Raw genomic sequence first — 20145 nt, forward strand, 5'->3', positions numbered from 1 at the left:
GGCCGTCCCTCCCCGGCGGCTGCGGCCGGCGGGCGGGCCCGCACCGCCCGGTGGCCGTGCCGGCCGTGCCGGCCGTCCTGACCGTGGGCCGACCCCGCCGACCCCGCCGACCCCGCCGACCCGGCCGTAGTGACTGGGGTGGCATCCGACGGCGAGGGGCGGCCCCGCACTCGTGCCGGTACGGCCTGGCCGTGGGCCGCATCGGCCGCCGGACCGTAGCGACCGGGGGAGCCGGTGCCGGTGCCGCCTGGGCCGGGGCCGTACCCGCCGGCGCGGCCGTACCGGCCCGGCTGACCGGTTGATCGGGCGGCCGCTCCCAGCCGCGACGGGGCTGCCGGACGTGCGGGGCGCGGCCGCCTGGGCCGGGCCGTGTGACCGGGAAGCCGCCGCGCCTGCGGGCCGGATGGCCGGCCGACGTAGGGGCGGAGTCTGGAGCCCGGTCGGTGCCGGCGATGCAGGGCCTGGCAGGTCTGGCCGGTGGCGGGGGTGCAGGATCTGCCCGGATGCCCGGATGCCCGGATGCCCGGATGCCCGGATGCCCGGATGCCCGGATGCCCGGATGCCCGGATGCCCGGGAGGCCGGGAGGCCGGGAGGCCGGGAGGCCGGGGCGGGGTGGTTCGTCCGGTGGGGGTCGAGCGGTGCTCGAGGGGCGGGGCGCAGCGTGGGGGGACAGGCGGAGGAGGGGGCGGGTATGCCGGCGCGGCGCAGGGACTTGGCCCGGCACACGGTGGAGGTCGCGGCGCCCGCCGGTGTGGTCTACGGGCTGCTCGCCGACGCCCCGCGCTGGCCCGTCCTGCTGCCGCACTGTGTGCATGCCGAGCGCATGGACTTCGACGGGCGGCGCGAGGAGCTGCGGCTGTGGGAGCACCGCCGGGGCCGGGTGCGTTCCCTGATCGCCCGCCGGGTGCTGCAGCCCGGGCGGCGCCGGATCGACTTTTGGCTGCACCCGGCGCCGGTGCCGGAGCACGCGCCGGTGCCGGAGCACGCGCCGGTGGCGGGCAGCTGGAGCGTGCGGCCCGCGGGCGAGGAGTGCTGCCTGCTGACGCTGCAGCAGGAGCGCCCGCCCGGGCAGGCGCCCGGCGTGCTGGAGGCGCGGGTGCTGGAGGAGCTGCGGGCGGTGCGCGCGAGCGCGGAGCTGTGGGACCGCCTCGATGAGCTGCTGCTGGCGTTCGAGGACGAGGTGGAGGTGGCCGGCCCGCAGGAACTCGTCTACGACTTCCTCTACCGCATCGCCGACTGGGCCCGGACGGTGCCCCACGTCGACGAGGTGGAGGCCGGCGAGGACGAGCCGGGGGTGCAGCACGTCGTGCTGCACACCGTGGTGCCGCACACCGGCCGGCCGGTCGCCCTGGAGAGCGTGCGGCTGTGCTTCCCGGCCGCCGGGCGGATCGTGCACCGGCAGACGGCGCCCTCCGGTCTGCTCGCCGCCTACGGCGGGGAGTGGTCCCTGCAGCCCGGCGAGCGGGGGCTGCGGGTGGTGTGCACGCACCGCGTGCTGCTGCGGCCGGGCGCGGTGGAGACCGTCCTGGGCCCCGGCGCCCTGCTGGTGGACGCCCGCCGGCAGGTACGCGAGTGGCTGGGCGGCGCCGGCAGTGAGGTGCTCGGCCTGGCGCGCTGGCACGCCGAGAGCGCCGTACGCCGCCTGCGATGAACACCCCCGGTACTGGCTGCGGCGCACCCCCCGGCCCCGCAACTGCGGTTCCTGCCGCCCCCGCTCCCGCCCCCCCGTATCCGCCTGCGGTTCCGCCACGACGACGAGGAGACCGGTGATGGCCCCGACCCGCCCTGCTGCGCATCCGCGGCCCGCCCCCGCCGCCCCCGCCGCCTCCGCCGCCTCCACGCCTCCGGCATCCGCCGCCGCTGCGGAGGGGTGGGGGGCGCCGCCGCACGACGCGGCCCGTGTGGAGGTGCTGCTGGGGGATCCCCGCGATCCCGCCAACCCCTACGGCCGCACCGCCGTGTGGGCGGTTGCGGACGACGCCCTGCCCGCCCCGCCCGCCGGCCTGCCCGGCACCGGGCGGGGGCGGCCGTGCGCCGACGGGCTCGCCCGCGCCCTGCGCCCGCTCTTCCACCGGGACCTCGCCCTGGCCCACGCCTGGAGCATCCGCCCGGCCGGCACCCCGGCCCCGGCCGACGTCGCGCTGCTGGCCCCGGCCGGGCTGCTGGCGTCGGCCGGCGACGTCCTGCGCACCACCGCCCGGATCGTGGCCGGCCTGGGCCGTCACGACCCCGCCGTCAGGCAGTGGCATCCGGTCCTGGCCTGCCTGTTCGCGGAACTGCTGGCCTGCGAGAGCCTGACGGCCCTCGCCCTGCGCTCCTGCCCCCACCCCGACCGCCCCCGCCCCGACCGCCCCGACCGCCCCGGCTCCCGGCCGCCCGGTCCCGCGGGGTCGGCGCCGGTGGGGGAGGGCGAGGGGCTGGACGCGGTGGTGGGCTACGTCGTGCCGCTGCTGGCCGGTGAGCTGCTGGCCGATCTCGAACTGGTGCTGAACGAGTGCGGGTTCGGCCCGGCCAGTCCGGAACAGCGTCTGCTGGCCCGGCTCCTGGAGGGCCGGGACCGGGCGGGGGCCGGCTGGCGGGCCGCCCGCGGCGCGCAGGCCCGTCTCGCCCGCGCGCTGGCCCGCCGCGGCGGCCCGCGAACCGACCCCGCCGCCGGTCCTGACGCCGATCCCGCCGCGGACCCGGCCGCGGACCCGGACGGGGATCTCGCTGCCCTGTTCCGGGTCACCGTGCCCGCCCCGGCGCTGGGCGCGGTCACCTGGCGGGCCCTCGCCCAGAGCCTGGCCGCGGCCACCGTCCCCGCCGGCGACGGCGGCGACGGCGGCGACGGGGACGGTGGGGAGGGCGGCGACGGGGACGGTGGGGAGGGCGGGGAGGGTGAGGCTCTTGTCCGGGCCGGCCGGCGGCTGCTCGTCGAGCAGCGGGCGCTGCGGGCCGCGGCCGCGCACGCGGCCGGTGCCGGGCCGGCCGATCCGGCGGTACGTGCCCTGGCGGACCGTCAGGCCCTGCTGGTGCTGGCCGCCGCGGTGCTGGGGGTGCGGCGGGCGGCGGCCGGCGACGGGCCGTTGTTCCTGGGCCGGGCCGGCTGGGCGCTGGTGGCGCTGGGGCGGATCACCGAGCGGCTCGGGTCGGCGCCGGTGCACCACGCCCCCGACCCGCGGCCGGGTGTGTGGCAGGAACTGGCCCGGCGCGCGACCGGCGGCGCGGACTGCGACCTGTATGCGACGAGGCTGCTGTGGTGACCCCGCCCGGCACCCCCCGCCACCCCCACCCCGGCCCCGGCCCCGGCCCCCATCCCGGTGCCGGCTCCGGCCCCCATCCCGGTGCCGGCTCCGGCCCCGCTCCCCATCCCGGCCCCGGCCCCGGTCCTGGCTCCCGCCTCGGCCCCGGCTCCGGTCCCGGCCGGGGTGGGCGGGCGGCCCCGCCGTCCCCCGTGCCCGCACCCGTGCCCGCACCCGTGCCCGCACCCGTTGCGGTGCCGGTGCGGGTGGCGGGGCCGGACGGGCCGTGGGAGGAGGTCCAGGAGCAGGTGGAGCGGGCGGGCCGGGCGGTGGTGCACACCACCTGGGGCCAGTGGCTGACCTGCGCGCTGCTCGATCCGGGACTGCGGGCGCTGCTGGGCCGTGACTGGCCCCGCTACCGCCGGCATCCCGCCGCCGCGGGGCGGCTGGGGTTCGCCGTGTCCCGGGTGGTGCTCAAGCACGCGGCGGCCGCGGCCCTGCAGGTGCCGGCCGGCCGCCTCGACCTGGCCTACCTGCCGGGCGGGCAGCCGGTGCTGCGCGGCCTGGGCGCGGACGCGCGCGTGAGCCTGGCCCACACCGATGAACTGATCGTGGTGGGGGTCAGCCGCAGCGGGCCGATCGGGGTGGACGCCGAGCCCGCCGCCCGCCCGGTCTCCTTCGACCTGCTGCGCGAGCACGTGTGCACCGCCGAGGAGGCCGGCCGGCTCGCGGCGCTGCCCGAACCCGCCCGCAGCGACGGGCTGTTGCGGCTGTGGACGCTGAAGGAGGCCTACACCAAGGCGCTCGGGCACGGCATGCGGCGCCGCTTCTGCGCGATCGGCTTCGCCCCGGACGCGCACGGCGGCATCCGCCTGGCCGCCGACCCGGCCGGCCCGTCCGGGCCGGCGTGGTCGTTCGCCACCCATCTCCTCGACGGCCGCTTCCTGGTGAGCCAGGCCCACCGCCACGACACCCCCCACCCGCCCGGCACCCCCGGCACCCCCGGGGCGCCCGGCACCCCCGGCGCGCCCGGCGCACCCGAGGCATCCGGTCCGTCCGACGCCCCCGGGGCGCCCGCCGGGCAGGCCCCGCCCGGGATTCGCGCCCTGGACCTGCTGCGCGGCCAGGAACCCGGGCCGTGGTGATGAACCCTGCACGCCCGGCCCGGCCTCCGGCGGGCCGAGAGCGGTTCTCGAGCGCCGCGGCCGACAGTGACCGAAAACGAGGAGGCAGTCATGGACGACACCGACCGCACGGGGCCGGCCCTGCGCGTGGAACGCGGCACGGCGAGCGAGGAGGACCTGGCCGCCCTGACCGCCGTCCTGCTGGCACTGCGCGCCCGGCCCGCCCGGCCGGCCCCGCACCGGCCGGCCGGCACCCCGCACTGGGGGCACCGGCCGGCCGGCTACCAGGGCTGGCGCGCCGGCCGCACCCGCTGACCCCCCACCCCCGGTACGCCCACCCCCGGTACGCCCACCCCCGGCCCGCCTGCACCGACCGCACGGTCTGTTTATTGTTCGTCATTCATCCATCTCCGGTCGGTTCCCCGCCCCGCCGGCCTCCCGCCCGCCGGCGGCACGCGCACCGGCCCCGGCCGGGCCGGTGGGGTGTCAAGAAGCCGTATATGCGGGGAAGTTGGGGTGACCGGGCAGGCGGAGGGCGGTCCCCGGGGCGGCCGGTCCGGCGGCCGGGCCCGGCCGAAAACAGGACGGGCGGTCTCGTATTGACATACCGTACGCGCTGTTTTTTAATCGAGGGGTGCCGGCAGTGCACGTGGACTAGGGGAGACGGCGTGGACATCGACGTACTGGGCGCACTGGACGTGAGGGAGAACGGGGTGTCCGTCGCTCCCACGGCGCCGAAGCCACGCCAGATCCTGGCGCTGCTGGCCCTGCACGCGGACCGGGTGGTCCCGGTGGCCTCGCTGGTCGAGGAGCTGTGGGCCGCCCGGCCGCCGCGCAGTGCCCGCACCACCCTGCAGACCTACGTGCTGCAGCTGCGCGAACTCATCGCGGGCGCGCTGGCCCTGGATCCCGCCCAAGCGCCCGGGGCGGGCCGGCGCAGCGCCAAGGACGTGCTGGTGACCCTGCCGGGCGGCTACCTGCTCGCGTCCGGCGGCGGGCGCAGCGACGTCCGCGAGTTCGAGCGGCTGGCGGGCGCGGGCTACCGGGCGATGGACGCCGGCGACTTTTCGGGCGCCTCCCGGTCGCTGCGCGCCGCGCTGGAGCTGTGGTCGGGCTCGGCCCTCGCCGACGTGCAGCAGGGCAGCCGGCTGGCCATGCAGGCCCGGCGGCTGGAGGAGAGCCGGCTGTGCGCGCTGGACCAGCGCATCGAGGCCGACCTGCACCTGGGCCGGCACCGCGAGGTGCTCGCCGAGCTGACGGTGCTCACCAGCCGCCACCGCACCCACGAGAACCTGCACGCCCAGTTCATGACCGCGCTGTACCGCTCGGGCCGGCGCGGCGAGGCACTCGACGCCTACCTGCGCCTGCACACCACTCTCGGCCGCGAACTGGGTCTGGAACCCTCCCCGCGGCTGCGCCGGCTGCAGCACACGATCCTGCGCGCCGCCCCCGAGACCGCCCCCGGCCCCCACCCGGCCGCCCGGGACGGCCGGGACGGCGGGGAGGGCCGGCCCGCCGGGCGGGGCGCCGGACCCCGCCCGCCCGCCGGACCCCTGACCCCCACCCCCTGACCCCCCGGGCCCCCGCACCGGCTGCCCCCGCCCCCTCGCCCGCCGAGTCCCGTCAACCGAGCCCCGCCCCCTGCCTTTTGGCCCCGCACGGGCGCCAGGGGGCCCGGCGGGGCCGATCCTTGAAAGGCACACCCCATGAGCAGTGAGCCGACGCGGCGCGGCGCGGACCACGCCGCCGTGCTGGCCGAGCTGACGGCCGTGCTGGCCGGTGTCGTGCACGCCGACGCCGGCCGGGTCGACGCCGAGCAGCCCTTCGCCGTGCTGGGCCTGGACTCGCTGCTCACCGTGGAGTTCGTCGCCGCCGTCACCCGGCACTTCGGCGTCCCCCTCACCGGCGCGGCGCTGTACGAGTACCCCACCCCGGCGCTGCTCGCCGAGCATCTGGCGGCCGCCGGCCACGGCGAACGGGCGGCCGCGGCGGGGCCGGGCGCGGGCGCCTCCGGCGCGGTGCTGCAGGACCTGCGCGAGCAGCTGGCCCGGATCCTGCACTGCGACGCCTGGGAGATCGACGCCGGCGCCGCCTTCGCCGAACTGGGCCTCGACTCCCTGCTGTCGGCCCACTTCGTCGCCGGCGTCAACCGCGCCTACGGCCTGGACGAACGCCCCGTCACCGTGACCGAACACCCCAGCCTCGCCGCCATGGCCTCCTACATCGCCTCCCGCACCCCCAACGCCCCGGCGGCCGCCCCCGGTCCCGCATCCGGTGCTGCACCGGCCCCCACCGGCACCGGCACCGGCGCCGGCATGGCAACTCCCGCCCCCGCGGCCGTAGTCGAGCAGGCGGGGGCGGAGGCGCCGTATCCGGCGGCCGGGCCGGGCGGGCCGCTGTCCCGGCAGGAGATGATCGCGCTGCTGGACGCGGTGCGCGGCGAGCGGATCGGCGTGGACGAGGCCGCCGCCCTCCTGACCGACCGCCCCGCCCGATGACCGGCCCCCGCCCGGCGACCGGCCCTTGGCCGACGACCGGTGCCCGCTCGGCGATCCGCCCCCGTCCGGCGACCGATCCCCGCGCGGCGACCGATCTCCGTCCGGCGACCCGCCCCCGCGCGGTGACCGGCCCGCAGGCAGCGGCCGGCCCTTGCCCGGGGCGGGCCGAGGTGGACGGGGCGGCGCCATGACCCGTACCGCGCCCCGCGCCCTGGACGCCGGGCCCGGCCTGCGGCCGCCGGCGCAGGCGCCGGTGAAGCTGTGGCTGTGCCCCAACGACGCCCTGGCACCCGACACCGCCACCCTGCTGGCGGCGCACTGGCTGGACGAGCGCGAGCACCAGACCGCGGCCCGCTTCCTGTTCGAACGCGACCGCCGCCAATACCTCCTGGCCCACACCCTGGTGCGCCGGGCCCTTTCGCTGGAGGCCGGCCTCGCCGAGGCCGAACTGGTCATCTGGCGCTCCGCCCGCGGACGGCCCTTCCTGCAGCCGCTGCCCGGCGGCCTGCCCCGCGGCGGCGACCACCTGGACTTCAACCTCTCCCACGCGGGCGGCTACAGCCTGCTGGGCATCGTGCGCAGCCGGCGCATCGGCGTCGACGTCGAGGGCCTGGAACGCGAACCGCACGCCCTGGAGACCATCGTGACCACCTTCGCCCCCGACGAGCAGGACTGGGTGGCCGCCGCCCCCCGCGGCCGCGGCCGCGACCGCCGGGTGCTGCGCCTGTGGACCCTGAAGGAGGCCTACACCAAGGCCCGCGGCCTGGGACTGGGCCTGCCCTTCGACGAGTTCGCCTTCCGCCTGGCCGACGACCGGGGCGTGCTGGGCTTCCGCCCGCCCGCCGACGACCAGGCCGGCCGCTGGCGGTTCATGGAACTGGAGCCGGTGCCCGACGTGCTGGCCGCGGTGGCCGTCCCGGCCGGCGACCCCCACCCGCCGCAGCTGCAGCTGCACCACGGCTTCCCCTGGCACCGCGCCGCACCGCACACCCTCACCCTGCCCGAACCGGCCGGCCCGATCCACCCCTGACCCCCCGGCCCCCTGCCCCCCCGGCCTCCTGCCCCCCCCGGGCCTCCTGACCCCCGGGCCTCCTGACCCCCCGGCCTCCTGACCCCCGGGCCCCTGGCCCGTCCCGCGGTTTTCCGTGACCTTGAATGCCGGGTCGGAATCCGTCCGTTCAATTCGCCCGCGATCAACGGCGATCAACGGCGGCGAATGGCGGTGAATAGCGGTGAACGGCGATGACACGTGTCCGCAAAGGGCCGTGCAGGATTCATGCAACACCCCCCGTGGAGCACCGCTAGAAGACCGCTACAGGAAATCGCTCGGGCCGCACGGAGGCGGCTAGCGTGCGCAGTGGCGGAGATTTCTGGCCACCCAAAAGAATCGGACAAGGAACTCGACGAAGTGGGGAGGCACCATGAAGATTCAGGTTCTGGGGCCGTTGAGTGCCGAGGTCAACGGGGGATCCATCGTTCCGACGGCCGGCAAGCCGCGGCAGATTCTGTCCCTTCTGGCGCTCTTTCCAGGACGGGTCATGCCCGTCCCCACACTCATGGAGGAACTCTGGGGAACCGAGCCCCCGGCAAGTGCGCTGACGACCCTTCAGACATACATACTTCAATTACGCAGAAGGCTCGGCACGGCCATGGGTCCGGGCGCCCCGGCCGGCGCCAAGGACATTCTCGCCACCCGGCACGGCGGATATCTCCTCCAGATCGACAAGAGCTGCGTCGACGTCAACACCTACGAGGACCTGGCCCGCCAGGGCCAGGCCGCCTTCGAGGCCGGTGACAACGACATCTCCGCGGCCCGGTTCCGCCAGGCGCTGGACTTGTGGAGCGGGGCGCCGCTGGTCGACGTGAAACTCGGCCCGGTGCTGGACATCGAGGTGATGCGGCTGCAGGAGAGCCGGCTGGTCACCGTGGAACGGCGCATCGACGCCGACCTGCGCCTGGGCCGGCACGCCGAACTGATCGCCGAGCTGACCGAGCTGACCGCCCGTCACCCCCACCACGAGGGGCTGCACTCCCAGGTGATGGTGGCGCTGTACCGGTCGGGCCGGCAGGCCACCGCGCTGGAGGCCTACCGCCGGCTGCGCATGCGGCTGATCGACGAGCTGGGCGTGGAGCCCTCCCCGCAGCTGCAGCGCCTGCACCAGGCCATGCTGGCCGTGGACCCGCTGCTGGACCAGCTCGCCGGGCCGCGCCGCACCTCGACGTACGACCTGTTCGCCGCCTGACCCGCCCCGCCCCGCCCCGCGCCCGCACGCGTACGCGCACGCGCGCTCGTACGCGTGCCGGTGTCCGTCCGGCCGGGGCGCACCGCCATCCGTGACAGCGCCGAACCGCCGAACGCCGAACCGCTGAACCGCCGCCTGCGGGGCGGCGGTTCGGCGGTTCGCCGTTTTCGGGTCAGGGCGCGGCCGGGGCCGGGGTGCGGTCGGCCGCGGAGGCGGCGCCGGCCGCACCGGTGGCGGTGAGGATGGCCGCTGTCACGGCCGGGTGCAGGTGGCCGGTGGCGTCCAGCAGGCCCGCGGCCCGCAGGGCCGTTCGGGCCCGGTGCAGGACGGGCGGGGTGAGATGGTCCGGCGCGGTGAGGTGCGCCGGGGCGGCGGATCCGCCGCGGAGTGCGGCGGCCCGGGCGAGTGCGCCCGCGGCCGGGCCGGCCCGGTGCAGGCAGGCGTGCACGGCGCGGGTGAACGGCCCGTCCGGTGCCGGCGGCGGCAACGGGGCGCCCGGGCGGCCTGTGTGGTGCTCCGCCAGCAGGGCGTGCAGCAGCAGCGGGTTGCCGCCGCTGACCTCGTGCAGCAGCGCGGCGTACGCGCCGCGGCCCGCGCGGGCGGCCAGCTCATGCGTGGGGGCCGGGCCGAGTGGCGGCGCCGGCACACACCGCACGCCCGGGGTGCGGCGCAGCCCGGTGGTGAACGCCGTATCCACGCCGTCGTGGGCGGTGGTGGCGGTCACGGCCAGCAGGGTGGCCGCGGGCCGGGCCCGGGCGAGGTCGTGCAGGAACGCCCGGGAGGCGGCGTCGGCGTGCTGGACGTCCTCGACGCACAGCACCAGCGCGCCGGCCCGGCCGGCCGGACCCGGCGCGGTGAACTCCCGCCGATCCACCGGGGTGGGCCGGCCGGCCGTCAGCCGCCCCACGACACCGGAGGGGTGGTCGCGGTCGGCCGGGCCGGCGCTCGCGCAGCGCACCTCGGCGCCCGCGGCGGCGGCCTGTTCGATCAGCCGGTGCACCAGTGCGCTCTTGCCGCAGCCGGCGCCCCCTTCGACCAGCACGGTGCGCGAACATCCCTCGGCGCAGTCCCGGAGGGCGTGTCCCAGGGTGGTGAGGGCCGTGCTCCGGCCGGCCAGCGTCATCAGTCGTCCCGTCTCGGGTGCTCCACCCGCCGGGCCAGCCTGCCCGCCGGGCCCACAGCCGCCCTGGAGCGGTGCCGGAGCGTTGAACCTACGCCCCCGGCCGGCCCGTTGGCGGGCCCGGGCCGGGCGGGTGCACCGGCTCTCCAGCGCCTCTCGAGCCGGGGCGGGCAGGGTGGGCGGACACGGCCGCAGGGATGACGGGCCATGGGGAAGGACTTCGTCATGGTGTCGGTGCTGTCCGAACCGCTCAGCGGGGTGCTGCACGAACTGCTCACCGCCCGCAGCCTGCGCGAGCGCAACAAGGAACTCGCCCTCGCCCTGGTCGCGGCCGCCGACCGGGGGGAGGCCAACCAGCTCACCCGGCACTGGGCCCGCCCCGACCACACCGGCCGCCCGGCACTGCCCGGCGGGCTGCGGCTGCGCGCGGAGAGCGTGCTGGCCGACGGCGACGCCGTGGTGCTGCGGGCGACCGCGCGCACCGGGCGGGCGGTGTGGTCGCTGGTCGCCGAGCTCGGCTTCGACGCGGCCGGCCACCTCGCCCGCTACCAGGACCTGCTGGTGGCCCGCCCGGACACCGACTGACCCCCGCCCGCCGGCCATTCCGGGCCCCCCGGCGGCCCCGGCCAGTATCTGGCTGTCCGTCAACTCCCGTACGCGCTACGGCCGTCCGCGCCGCCCGGGGCTGCGCGACGTCCGGGACGTGCGGGCTGTGCGGGTCACCGCCGCCCCCGCCGCGCGCTGCGCCTTGCCGGCGCCGGGTCCGTGCTGTGTGCCGCCCGGGGGTGGACGAGGCCAGGTCGTGGATGGTTCGCGGGCCGCTGGAGAAGGCGGGCCGGGCGGGCGCGGCGCGGCTAGCGTGGTGAGCCGAGTGTGAGGAGGGGGCCATGGCCGGGCACCGCACCGCCCGCACCGCCGCACCGTCCGCGGGGCCGGAAGTGCCCGTGCGGTTCGTGTCGTGCGGGGGATGGGGCTGCGGTTGCCGGGCGGCTGAGCCGTAGGCGGACGTGCGTTCCGTGCGAGGGGGTCCGGGAAGCGGGGACGCCCCGGGAAGGGGGGAGGCGATGGACGACGGCCGGCCGGCCGGCGTGTGCGCGGTGATCGACCCGGAGCACGGTGCACACGGCGCGCTTCATCTGCACGGTCCGCTGCCGGCGGGCCGTTTCCAGCGGGCCCTGCACCGCATCGCGGAGATCCGCCCGCAGGCCCGTCATCCCCTGCCCCGGCTGCTGCGGCACGGGCCCGATCTGCACACGGTGGAACTGCCCGGCCCCGACGGCGGGTCGGCGCCCTATCCGGCCGGTCTGCTGGCCGACCTGCTGACCGCCCCGCCCGGCCGCCACGAGCCGGACCAGGAGCGCGCACCGGGGCCGGAGCCCGGGCCGGACGAGGAGGAGCGGGGGCGGGGGGCGGGTGCGGCGGGCGGCGGGCCGGGGCCGCCGTGCGGGACGCTGCCGCGGACCCATCCGCCCACCCCGCTGCAGCTGCAGCGCCTGGCCGAGGCGCTGGCCTCTCCGGGCCGGCAGGTCGAGCAGCTGCTGTGGCGCTGGCACGGCCCGCTGGACGTGGCCCGTCTGACCGCGGCCTGGCAGGCCGTCGGCGACCACGAGAGTGTGCTGCGGACGGCGTTCTTGTGGGAGCCGCGGCCGCGGGCGGTCGTCTTCGACCGGGCCGTGGTGGAGGTGGCGCGCCGGCAGGCCGGCGGGCTGCTGGCGCGGGCCGGGCTGCTGGCGTCCGAGCGGGCCCGCGCCTTCGACCTGCGCCGTCCCATGCCGCTGCGGGTGACGCTGCTGGAGGGCGGGGCCGGGCGGGCGGCGGCGCCGTTCACCGATGTGCTGGTGACCTACCACCGGGCGCTGCTGGACAGCTGGAGCGTGCGGCTGCTGATGCGCGAGTGCTGCCGGGCCTATCTCGCTGGCGGGGTGCTGCCGGGCGGGGAGCGCCGGCCCGATCTGAGCGACTGCGCCCGCCACCTGGCCGCCCGTGACCTCGGCCCGGCCGGCGACTTCTGGCGCCGCCCCCACGCCCACCTCCCGCACCCCTCCTCCGCCCCGCCCGCCCCGCCCGCCGCGTCGGCGGTGTCGGCGGTGGACGGGCCGGCGGCCGCGGCGGGCGGGGACGGTGCGGCGGGCGGGGGCAGTGCGGGTGGTGGGGGCGGTGCGGGTGGGGGTGGTACCGGTGTGCACCGGGCGGGCCTGTCCGCGGCGGAGAGCGCCCGCCTGGCGCGCTGGGCGGCGCAGTGGGGCGTCACGGAGAGCAGTGTGCTGCAGGCGGTGTGGGCGATGCTGCTCTACCGGGCCCGCGGCGCGCCCCCCGCCGGTGCGGTCGTCGGGTTCGGGCTGAGCTTCGCCGGGCGCGGGCTGCTGCTGGAGGGCATCGGCGCCATTCCGGGCCCGTTCGAGAACGCGCTGCCCGTCACGGTCGCCGTCGACGCCGGGCTGCGCCTGCCGCGCCTGCTGCACCATCTGCGCGACCGGGTGGTGGACATGGCCGCCTACGAATGGGTGCCGGCCGCCGGGATGGGCGCCCCACCCGGCGCGGCGGTGGGGGCCGGCGGGCTGCTCGCCGTCGACTGCGGTCCGCGCCCCGAGGACAGCCACGGCGCCGCGCTGGCCGCGCACGGCATCCGGCTGCAGGAGCAGGAGGCGGCCGCCGCCCCCGCCGGGTACGCGCTGCGGCTGAGTGCCGGTCACGACAGCGCCCGCGCCCTGGTGCTGACCTGCGTGCACGACCGCGACCTGGTCGCCGCGGCCACCGCCCGCACCCTGCTGGCGCAGGCGGTGGGGCTGCTGCGGCTGCTGCCGTCCACGGCCGGCGAGGCGAGCACCGTCGCCGACGTGCTGGCCCGGCTGCCGCCCGCGCCCACCCCCCGGCTGCCCGCGGCCGGATGCGGGCCGGCCGCCACGGCGCCGGTGCTGTTGCGGGCCGCGGCGGCGCCCGGGGCGGCGACCGTGTGCCTGATCGACGTGCCGGGCGCGCCGCGCACCGGACACGGGGAGCTGGTGCGCCACTACCGCGGGCCGGAGGCGCTCACCGCGTGGCGGGCGGCCGGCGTCGCGGACGGCGCACCGGCCGCCGCCCTGGCCCGGCTGGCGCGCGCACCGGGCCGGCTGGTGCTGGGCGGCTACTCCGGTGCCGGCGCGCTCGCCTGCGAACTGGCCCGGCACGCCGCCCGGCACGCCACCCGCCCGCCGCTGGTCGTCATCGGCGGCAGCACCGACGACGCGGACGGCGCCCGCACCCTGGCCCGCGCCCTGCGACGGGCGGGCGCACCCCCCGCCCGGCCCTGAACCCCCGCCGCCCGGTACGGGGTTCAGGACCGGGCCGGGCAACGGCCGTTCCCGCGCAGGAGGTTGGGGAGGGGGTGGGTCAGGGCCAGTCGATGTCGTCCTCGCCGCGGGGGACGGGGGGCGGTCCCGGCCGTCGTCCGCGGCCGGGGCCGGCGGCCGGGCGGGCAGGGACCGACTGCGTCATCTCGCGACTCCCGTGGACGACGGACCAGGCAGTGTCCGTGGCAGAAGGACGGGGCGGGCGGGCAGGCCCCGCCACTGACGCTTGAGATGCTGCCCGGGCCCGGTCGGGAACCGCTTGAGAAACGCACGAGGATCTCGTGAGATCCGCACGAGGACCAGGGCATACGGCCTGGCAAAACATTGCCCGGCCGTTGCCCCGCCGCCTACGCTCGGGGCGTCTTGCGGCGGGCGGGCCTGCCCCCGCCGCCCGGCATGTCGCGCCGCGGCCGCCGCCCCCCACCCGTCCGTCGCCAGGGAATGGTCACATGCTGCAGCAGCCCGCTTTCGGCACCCGCCTGAGGAAACTGCGCCAGTCCCGCGGGCTGTCCCAGACCGCGCTGGCGGGGGAGGGCATGTCGACGGGGTACCTGTCCCGGCTGGAGTCCGGCGCCCGCCAGCCCACCGAGCGGGCCGTCGCCTACCTCGCCGGCCGGCTCGGCCTGGAGGCGGCGGACTTCGAGGAACCCGCGGGCGGCTCGCTGGCCAACGCCCTGTCCCTGGTGGCCTCCACCGGCTCCGAGGCGGCACTGGAGACCCTGCGCGAGGCACTGGCCGCCGAGGGGCACGAGGCGCCGGTGCTGCGCTGGCAGGCACTGTGGCAACTGGCCGGGCAGCGGCGGCTGCAGGGCGACCACGCCGGCGAGGGCGAGTACCTGCGCGAACTGGTGCGGCTGGGCGAGGGGGTGGGACTGACCGCGCTGCGGGTGCGCGGGCTGACCCGGCTGGCCCGCTGCCTGCGCTCGCTGGGCGACATCAACGGCGCCCTGGACGCCGCCCTCGCCGCCCACCGGCTGGCCGGCGAGGACAACCTGGACGTGGAGGACCGCGCCGCGGTGCTGCTGGCGCTGGTCTCGGTGGAGGGCGAGGCGGGCCGCACCCCGGACGCCCGCGCCCACGTCGACGAGCTGGTCGCGCTGGTCGCGGGCCGCTCGGACGTGCTGTGGGCGGAGGCGATGTGGACCGCGGCGGCCGTCCGGGTCCGCCAGGGCGACCACGCCGCCGCCCAGGCCTACCTGGAGGAGGCGCTGGAGAAGTTCGCCAGCGGCGAGGACCTGGTGCTGTGGCTGCGGCTGCGGCTGACGGCCGGCCGGCTGCACCTGGAGAAGCTGCCGCCGGACCCCCGGGCCGCCGAACGCTGCCTGGACGCGGCCGGGTCGGCGCTGGCGTTCGTGGGCACCCCCGGACTGCGCCAGCAGCTCCTCGCGCTCAAGGCCGACCTGGCCTTCGCCACCGCCCGCTACGACGACGCCCGCGCCCTGCTGGGCGAACTCGCCCAGGCCGAACCGCGGATGACCTACCGCGAGCGGGTGCAGATGGACATCCTGCGCCACCAGCTGGCCATCCGCTCCGGCGACCAGGGCGGCATCCAGGGCCTGCGCGCCCTGGCGGAACAGGCCCAGGCCGACGCCAACATCGACCTGGCCGCGCAGATCTGGCGCATCCTCGCCGAGGCCCTGGCCTCCTCCGCCCCCCGCGACGCCGCCGTCTGACCCGGCGACGTGTCGCGGCAGCTGTCGTCCTCGCGCCACGTCCGCGGTGACCCGGCTACTTCAGGTCGATCATTCGCACGGGCTGGCCGGTGGTGCGGGCGATGGTGTCGAAGTCACGGTCGTAGTGCAGCAGCGTGAGTCCCGCCTCCTCGGCGGTCGCGGCCACGAGGAGATCGACGGCTCCTGTGCTGCGGTGCTCACCCTTGGCGGTGAGCTGGCCCTGGACGACGCGGGCGCGCCGGTAGATGCCGTCGGGCATGGGACACCAGGCGAACTGGTTCAGTCGTTCCTGGATGGCGTCGCGGTCCTTCGCCGAACGTGCCGAGTAGAGGACTTCCAGTTCGGTGAGGTCGCACAGAGCGATCAGCCCGGCGCCGATGCGCTGTTCCCACTCTGGTGCCGCCTGACGCAGCAGGATCCGGGCCAGCGCCGACGTGTCGATGAGATAGTCGGCAACGCTCACCGGGCGGGACCACCCCGCAAGGCGCGCTTGTCCAGGAGAAGTTCGGCCTCAAGGGCGCCGCCATCGGCGAGGTCCTGCAGTTCGTGCAGGGCACGCAGTCGACGGTTGCGGGCGACGATCTCCCGCAGGGCCGTGTTGATGGTGTCCCGCTTCGTGGTGGTGCCCAGTTCCTTCGCCGCGGCTTCCAAGGCGTCGTCGTCAAGGTCAATGACAGTTCTGCTCACAGCCCCCACCCTCCATATACCTAGACTCTTGTATCAATATACATGATCGAATGTATATGCGGGTGCGGAGGCTGGTCCGACGGCGTCGCGTCGCACGCCGGGCGTGCCGCCCGGAACGCAGTGGCGGCCGCACCGCGGTATGCCGAAATATGGCTGCCTGGCCCCGACGGTCGTATCGCCCCGCTGGCCGCCACGAGGCGGCGTGGGAGCGCAAACCGACAGCACGGTCAGCAACACGATCCTGCCTGCGGCCGGCGGCCTGCCTGTCGAAACGGTCGAATACACCTACAACGACCTCGGCCTGGTCAACACCGTAGGCGGCAACACCGACTACATCCGCAGCGTGGGCTACACCCCCTACGGTGAGCCGCAACAGACCACCCTGGGCACCTCGAGTACGGCCAAGCAACTCCAGGTTTCAGACCGGTACGAGGTCGGCACCCGCCGCCTGCTCAACAACCACGTCCTCGACCAGACCAACACCGGCTACACCAGCGATGTCGACTACGCCTACGACGACAGCGGCAACGTCCTGTCCATCAACCAGAAGGCAGGCTCTCCCGATCTGCAGTGCTTCGCCTACGACGGGCACCGTCGCCTGACCGAGGCCTGGACGCCTTCGTCTGCTGACTGCACGACAACCCGATCGGCTACCGCCCTCGGCGGTCCCGCGCCCTACTGGAACTCGTGGACCTATACCACCGGGGGCATGCGGGACACGCAGACCGTCCACACGGCCAGCGGTGACACCAAGACGAGCTACCAGTACCCGCCCGTCGACGCCAACGGCAGCGGCCAGCCGCACACGCTGACCTCCACCACCACCGGCAACACCACCACCAACTACGGCTACGACGACCAGGGCAACACCACCCGCCGTCCCGGCACCACGGGGGACCAGAACCTCGTCTGGGACACCGAGGAGAACCTGGCCACACTCACCGAGAGCGGCAAGGCCACCAACTACCTCTACGACGCCAACGGTCAGCTCCTGATCCGGCAGGGTCCGTCCGAGAGCGTCCTGTACCTGCCCGACCAGGAACTCCACTACGACCCGGCGAGCAAGAAGTTCACCGCACAGCGCTACTACACGGCTGGTGATGGCACCGCGCTGCGCACGAACACCGGGTTGTACTGGATCGTCAGCGACCACCACGGCACCGCCAGCATGGTCGTCGACGCGACCACCCAACAGATCACCCGCCGCTATACGAAACCGTTCGGTGATGCTCGCGGCAGCACGCTGGCGTCCTGGCCGGATGACAAGGGCTTCCTCGGAAAACCTGCTGACGCTCAAACGGGTCTGACGCAGATCGGTGCCCGCGAGTACGACCCGGGCATCGGCCGCTTCCTGTCTGTCGACCCGGTCTTGGCCACCGACGACCACGAGTCCCTCAACGGTTACGCCTACGCCGACAACGCGCCCGTCACGAAGAGCGATCCCACCGGTTTGCGGCCCATCACGGAATGCGAACGCGGATGCAGCGACGGCAAGGGCGGAAGCTACTACGACTACCTTTCGCCCAACGGCAAGGGCGGATGGACATACCACTCCACCTCTACGTACACCGCAAAGACCAACATCAAGGGCATTGGCTCCGTCACCTTCACCGCCACGGTCACCAGGGTCGGTTCCACGGTGGAAACGGTGCACGTGACGTACAAGAAGGGCCCCAAACCCAAGCCCAAGGAGGAGGTGTTCCACGGTTGGGCGATGGGGACCAACCCCAACTACAACCCTCAAGTCAGCGACGACTGGATCGACCGCGGCAAACTCTCCACCTGGCAGAAGGTTCTTCTGGGCGTCGTGGTCGGTGTCGCAGTCGTGGCGGCCGCGGCCCCCGTCGCCGCCGAGGGCGTTACAGCTTGCCTCGCCGCCGCCATCGTGTGCGCCGAGGGTGCCGCTGACGTCCTGGCAGGCCCTGCGGCAGGCAGTGGGGTGGCACTGAGCGGCGGCACAGCCGCGGCAGCAGCCAGCTGCCGCAACAGCTTCACCGGAAACACCCCGGTGGTGATGGGTGACGGCAGCCACAAGAAGATCTCCGAGGTCAAGGTCGGCGATCGGGTCCTGGCCACGGACGCCAAGACAGGCAAGACACGCGCAAAGGCGGTCACCGCCACCATCCGGGGAACAGGCCGCAAGGATCTCTCCGAGATCACGATCTCCACGGATCCGAAGCATCCCGACCGTCTCGCCTCTGTCACTGCCACGGACAACCACCCCTTCTGGGTCCCAGACCGCAAGGAATGGGTGGACGCCTACGATCTCAATCCCAACGACTGGCTGCGGACGAGTGCAGGCACCCACGTTCAGGTCACGGCTCTCCGCCACTGGAGCCGGCACGAGACTGTCTACAACCTCTCCGTCGCCGGCATCCACACGTACTACGTTGCCGCAGGCACCGCTTCAGTCCTCGTACACAACACCTGCGACCCACTTGGGGACCTCTTCGACAGCCTGCCTGCAGGAGGCGAGGGCAAGCCAACCATCGGCCAGGTTGTGAACATCGGCGAGGACGGCTCTGTGACGGCAGTCGGCCACCAGATGAGGAGTGGTGGCGGCGACCTCGCCAAGAAGATCGACGGCTACCTCGCCGGCGCCAGCGAAGACTACGCACGGGCCGGTGGATTCGACGTAGCCAAACATGTCGAGACGAAGATCGCCTGGTACATGAAGGAGAAAGAAGTGACCTCCGTGGACTTGGTGATCAACCATCCAGGAGGCCCGTGCGCAGGTCCGAATTCATGTCAGACGGCAGTCCCCCTCATTCTCCCTGAGGGCTACGAACTAAGGGTCCACTATCGCGGAAAGGATGGAGACATGACAGTCTTCCCGCTGCAGGGTACGGGGAGCTGAGTAACGTTCAGCACTACCCCGGGGCCCACCTTCCGCGAGGTGGGCCCCGGGGTCATTTGCTATGATGAAGTTCTTTTGAGGAGCGAGTCAATGATTCTTAGCGTCCATTTCGATCGCACGTGGCATCACGGCAAGACGCCAGACGAAATGTCCCAGCTCATTTCCCAGGTCCTGGACAATGATGATCTAGTCAACAGCCCACTCAACCACTCTCCGGTGGGACTTGACGTGTGGTTTTGCCTCTCCGAGCAGCCGCACACCGATGAGAGGTGGACCACGGACAACCTGTTGCGGGTCTCGGTCAACAGAGAAACAGGATACGGTGCACTGGTCTGGGGTGTCACCATGAAAAGCCCCCGGACTGGAGGAATTCACGAATCCGCCTGGATCTCGGACAATCCCGAACCGCCCGCCTTCAATCCGAAACTCATCTCAGACCCCGGCTACCCCCTATTTCATGATTGGAGCAGTGCAATTCCCCTCGCCCGCGTTCGCGAGGCGCTGGAGGAATTCTGTGCCACCGGCACTGGAGGCAGGCCAGAATGTATCCAGTGGGTCAAGGGATACTTTAATGGTCAACGAATTGACCGGGATCCCATCGATGACGTGCTCTCGGAAGAGGAAGACCGTAGCCCGTTCTGACCTTCGCAGACCAAAGCGCGTTCGTGAAATCCTCTGGTGAGGTTTTCCTATCCCGCGCGCTGCAGTGGGCACTGATCCCGCAGCCTAAAAATTGCCACGCAAAAGAGGCCTTTTCTCATCCAACGTAAGCCGGGTGGGAAAAGGCCTTTTATGCAAAGTCAATCGAGCGGTACTGTGCGGCGGCGTGCAGTGGAGCTGGAGGCAGGGAGCCTGGGTGGAAACGTCCCCCGAATCAGCCCAGCGGGGTCACGTCGGTCGCGCGGGCACGGGTGATCATCCGACGGGAAGAGCGGCGCCGCGCCGACCTGGGCGGCGGCTGTGATCGCGGTGTTGGCCTGGAACTCGGCTACCAGGTCGGGCTGCATGGGGTGGTACTTCAGCTCACCGCGCGTGCCCCAGCCGGCACTGATCCGGCGCCCGTGCCAGGCGTGATCAGGGTCGGCTGGGTGCAGGTGGGGGGCGAGGTCGCGCCGGGCGGCGGTGGGCGGGGGAGCGGTGCGGGCGATCAGCCGCAGGTTGCCGGCAGCGTCGTGCCGCGCCAACAGCAGCGTGGCCGGAGAGGTCAGTATCCTGGTAATCCCGCCGATCAGTCCCTCGGTGGTGGTGCGCGAGCGAACCTTGATCCAGGCCCTCGGCCGGGCAGTTAGGGCTGTTGGCTGCCCTTGACCACAACGCCCTCGAGGCCGACCGTCCCCAGGCCGGGTCCAGACCCAGGCCGTCCCGCTCCGTGTTCGGGCCGGGGCAGCTGAG

Annotated in this window: 16 protein-coding genes; 13 read left to right on the forward strand and 3 right to left on the reverse strand. The window is 74.9% G+C overall.

From position 1 onward, the window contains the following. Positions 1-692: 692 nt before the first annotated feature. The 8 genes from ACFU97_RS44190 to ACFU97_RS44225 all read left to right on the forward strand — a co-directional run bounded on the left by ACFU97_RS44190 (position 693) and on the right by ACFU97_RS44225 (position 9087). A complete protein-coding gene (locus ACFU97_RS44190; RefSeq protein ID WP_384268496.1) occupies positions 693-1652 on the forward strand; it encodes an SRPBCC family protein in 960 nt (319 codons plus the stop codon). A 118-nt stretch (positions 1653-1770) separates the two neighbouring features. Next, the gene (locus tag ACFU97_RS44195; RefSeq protein WP_384268498.1) at positions 1771-3243 is read left to right on the forward strand and encodes a hypothetical protein; all 1473 of its coding nucleotides are present in this window, start codon (positions 1771-1773) and stop codon (positions 3241-3243) included. A gap of 215 nt (positions 3244-3458) precedes the next feature. Continuing rightward, positions 3459-4367, forward strand: coding sequence for a 4'-phosphopantetheinyl transferase family protein (locus tag ACFU97_RS44200; RefSeq protein WP_384268500.1), 909 nt, complete (start codon positions 3459-3461; stop codon positions 4365-4367). A 90-nt stretch (positions 4368-4457) separates the two neighbouring features. Then, positions 4458-4661: an acyl-CoA carboxylase epsilon subunit gene (locus ACFU97_RS44205; RefSeq protein WP_384268502.1), complete on the forward strand. Its 204-nt coding sequence runs from the start codon at positions 4458-4460 to the stop codon at positions 4659-4661. A gap of 353 nt (positions 4662-5014) precedes the next feature. Continuing rightward, complete coding sequence (locus tag ACFU97_RS44210; protein ID WP_384268504.1) at positions 5015-5917, forward strand: BTAD domain-containing putative transcriptional regulator; 903 nt, start codon at positions 5015-5017, stop codon at positions 5915-5917. A 135-nt stretch (positions 5918-6052) separates the two neighbouring features. Further along, positions 6053-6844: a phosphopantetheine-binding protein gene (locus ACFU97_RS44215; protein ID WP_384268506.1), complete on the forward strand. Its 792-nt coding sequence runs from the start codon at positions 6053-6055 to the stop codon at positions 6842-6844. 187 nt (positions 6845-7031) lie between these two features. Beyond that, positions 7032-7874, forward strand: coding sequence for a 4'-phosphopantetheinyl transferase family protein (locus ACFU97_RS44220; RefSeq protein ID WP_384268508.1), 843 nt, complete (start codon positions 7032-7034; stop codon positions 7872-7874). A 391-nt stretch (positions 7875-8265) separates the two neighbouring features. Further along, positions 8266-9087 (forward strand): BTAD domain-containing putative transcriptional regulator, encoded by an 822-nt coding sequence (locus ACFU97_RS44225; RefSeq protein WP_384268510.1) that lies wholly within the window; start codon positions 8266-8268, stop codon positions 9085-9087. Between the two features lie 172 nt (positions 9088-9259). Here ACFU97_RS44225 and ACFU97_RS44230 read toward each other — a convergent pair whose 3' ends face one another. Continuing rightward, on the reverse strand, positions 9260-10210 hold the full coding sequence (locus ACFU97_RS44230; protein ID WP_384268511.1) for an ATP-binding protein: 951 nt from the start codon (positions 10208-10210) through the stop codon (positions 9260-9262). Positions 10211-10414: 204 nt separating this feature from the next. Between ACFU97_RS44230 and ACFU97_RS44235 the strand changes: the two genes are divergently transcribed. From ACFU97_RS44235 to ACFU97_RS44245, 3 genes are all read left to right on the forward strand, one after another. After that, positions 10415-10792: a hypothetical protein gene (locus tag ACFU97_RS44235; protein WP_384268513.1), complete on the forward strand. Its 378-nt coding sequence runs from the start codon at positions 10415-10417 to the stop codon at positions 10790-10792. Positions 10793-11271: 479 nt separating this feature from the next. Beyond that, positions 11272-13497, forward strand: coding sequence for a condensation domain-containing protein (locus ACFU97_RS44240; RefSeq protein WP_384268515.1), 2226 nt, complete (start codon positions 11272-11274; stop codon positions 13495-13497). Between the two features lie 488 nt (positions 13498-13985). Continuing rightward, positions 13986-15209 (forward strand): helix-turn-helix domain-containing protein, encoded by a 1224-nt coding sequence (locus ACFU97_RS44245; RefSeq protein ID WP_384268517.1) that lies wholly within the window; start codon positions 13986-13988, stop codon positions 15207-15209. Positions 15210-15264: 55 nt separating this feature from the next. On the opposite strand, the gene ACFU97_RS44250 is transcribed toward ACFU97_RS44245, so the two are convergent. Then, on the reverse strand, positions 15265-15672 hold the full coding sequence (locus tag ACFU97_RS44250) for a PIN domain nuclease (protein ID WP_384268519.1): 408 nt from the start codon (positions 15670-15672) through the stop codon (positions 15265-15267). Beyond that, positions 15669-15896, reverse strand: a complete 228-nt coding sequence (locus tag ACFU97_RS44255) for a type II toxin-antitoxin system VapB family antitoxin (RefSeq protein ID WP_384268521.1) — start codon at positions 15894-15896, stop codon at positions 15669-15671. The genes ACFU97_RS44250 and ACFU97_RS44255 overlap by 4 nt, the downstream gene beginning before the upstream one ends. A 202-nt stretch (positions 15897-16098) precedes the next feature. Here ACFU97_RS44255 and ACFU97_RS44260 point away from each other — a divergent pair, with 202 nt between their 5' ends. Continuing rightward, positions 16099-18753: a DddA-like double-stranded DNA deaminase toxin gene (locus ACFU97_RS44260; RefSeq protein ID WP_384268523.1), complete on the forward strand. Its 2655-nt coding sequence runs from the start codon at positions 16099-16101 to the stop codon at positions 18751-18753. A 90-nt stretch (positions 18754-18843) separates the two neighbouring features. Continuing rightward, complete coding sequence (locus tag ACFU97_RS44265; RefSeq protein WP_384268524.1) at positions 18844-19395, forward strand: Imm1 family immunity protein; 552 nt, start codon at positions 18844-18846, stop codon at positions 19393-19395. Positions 19396-20145: the final 750 nt, after the last annotated feature.

It is taken from the genome of Streptomyces sp. NPDC057616 (assembly GCF_042800575.1).
Classification (GTDB): domain Bacteria; phylum Actinomycetota; class Actinomycetes; order Streptomycetales; family Streptomycetaceae; genus Streptomyces.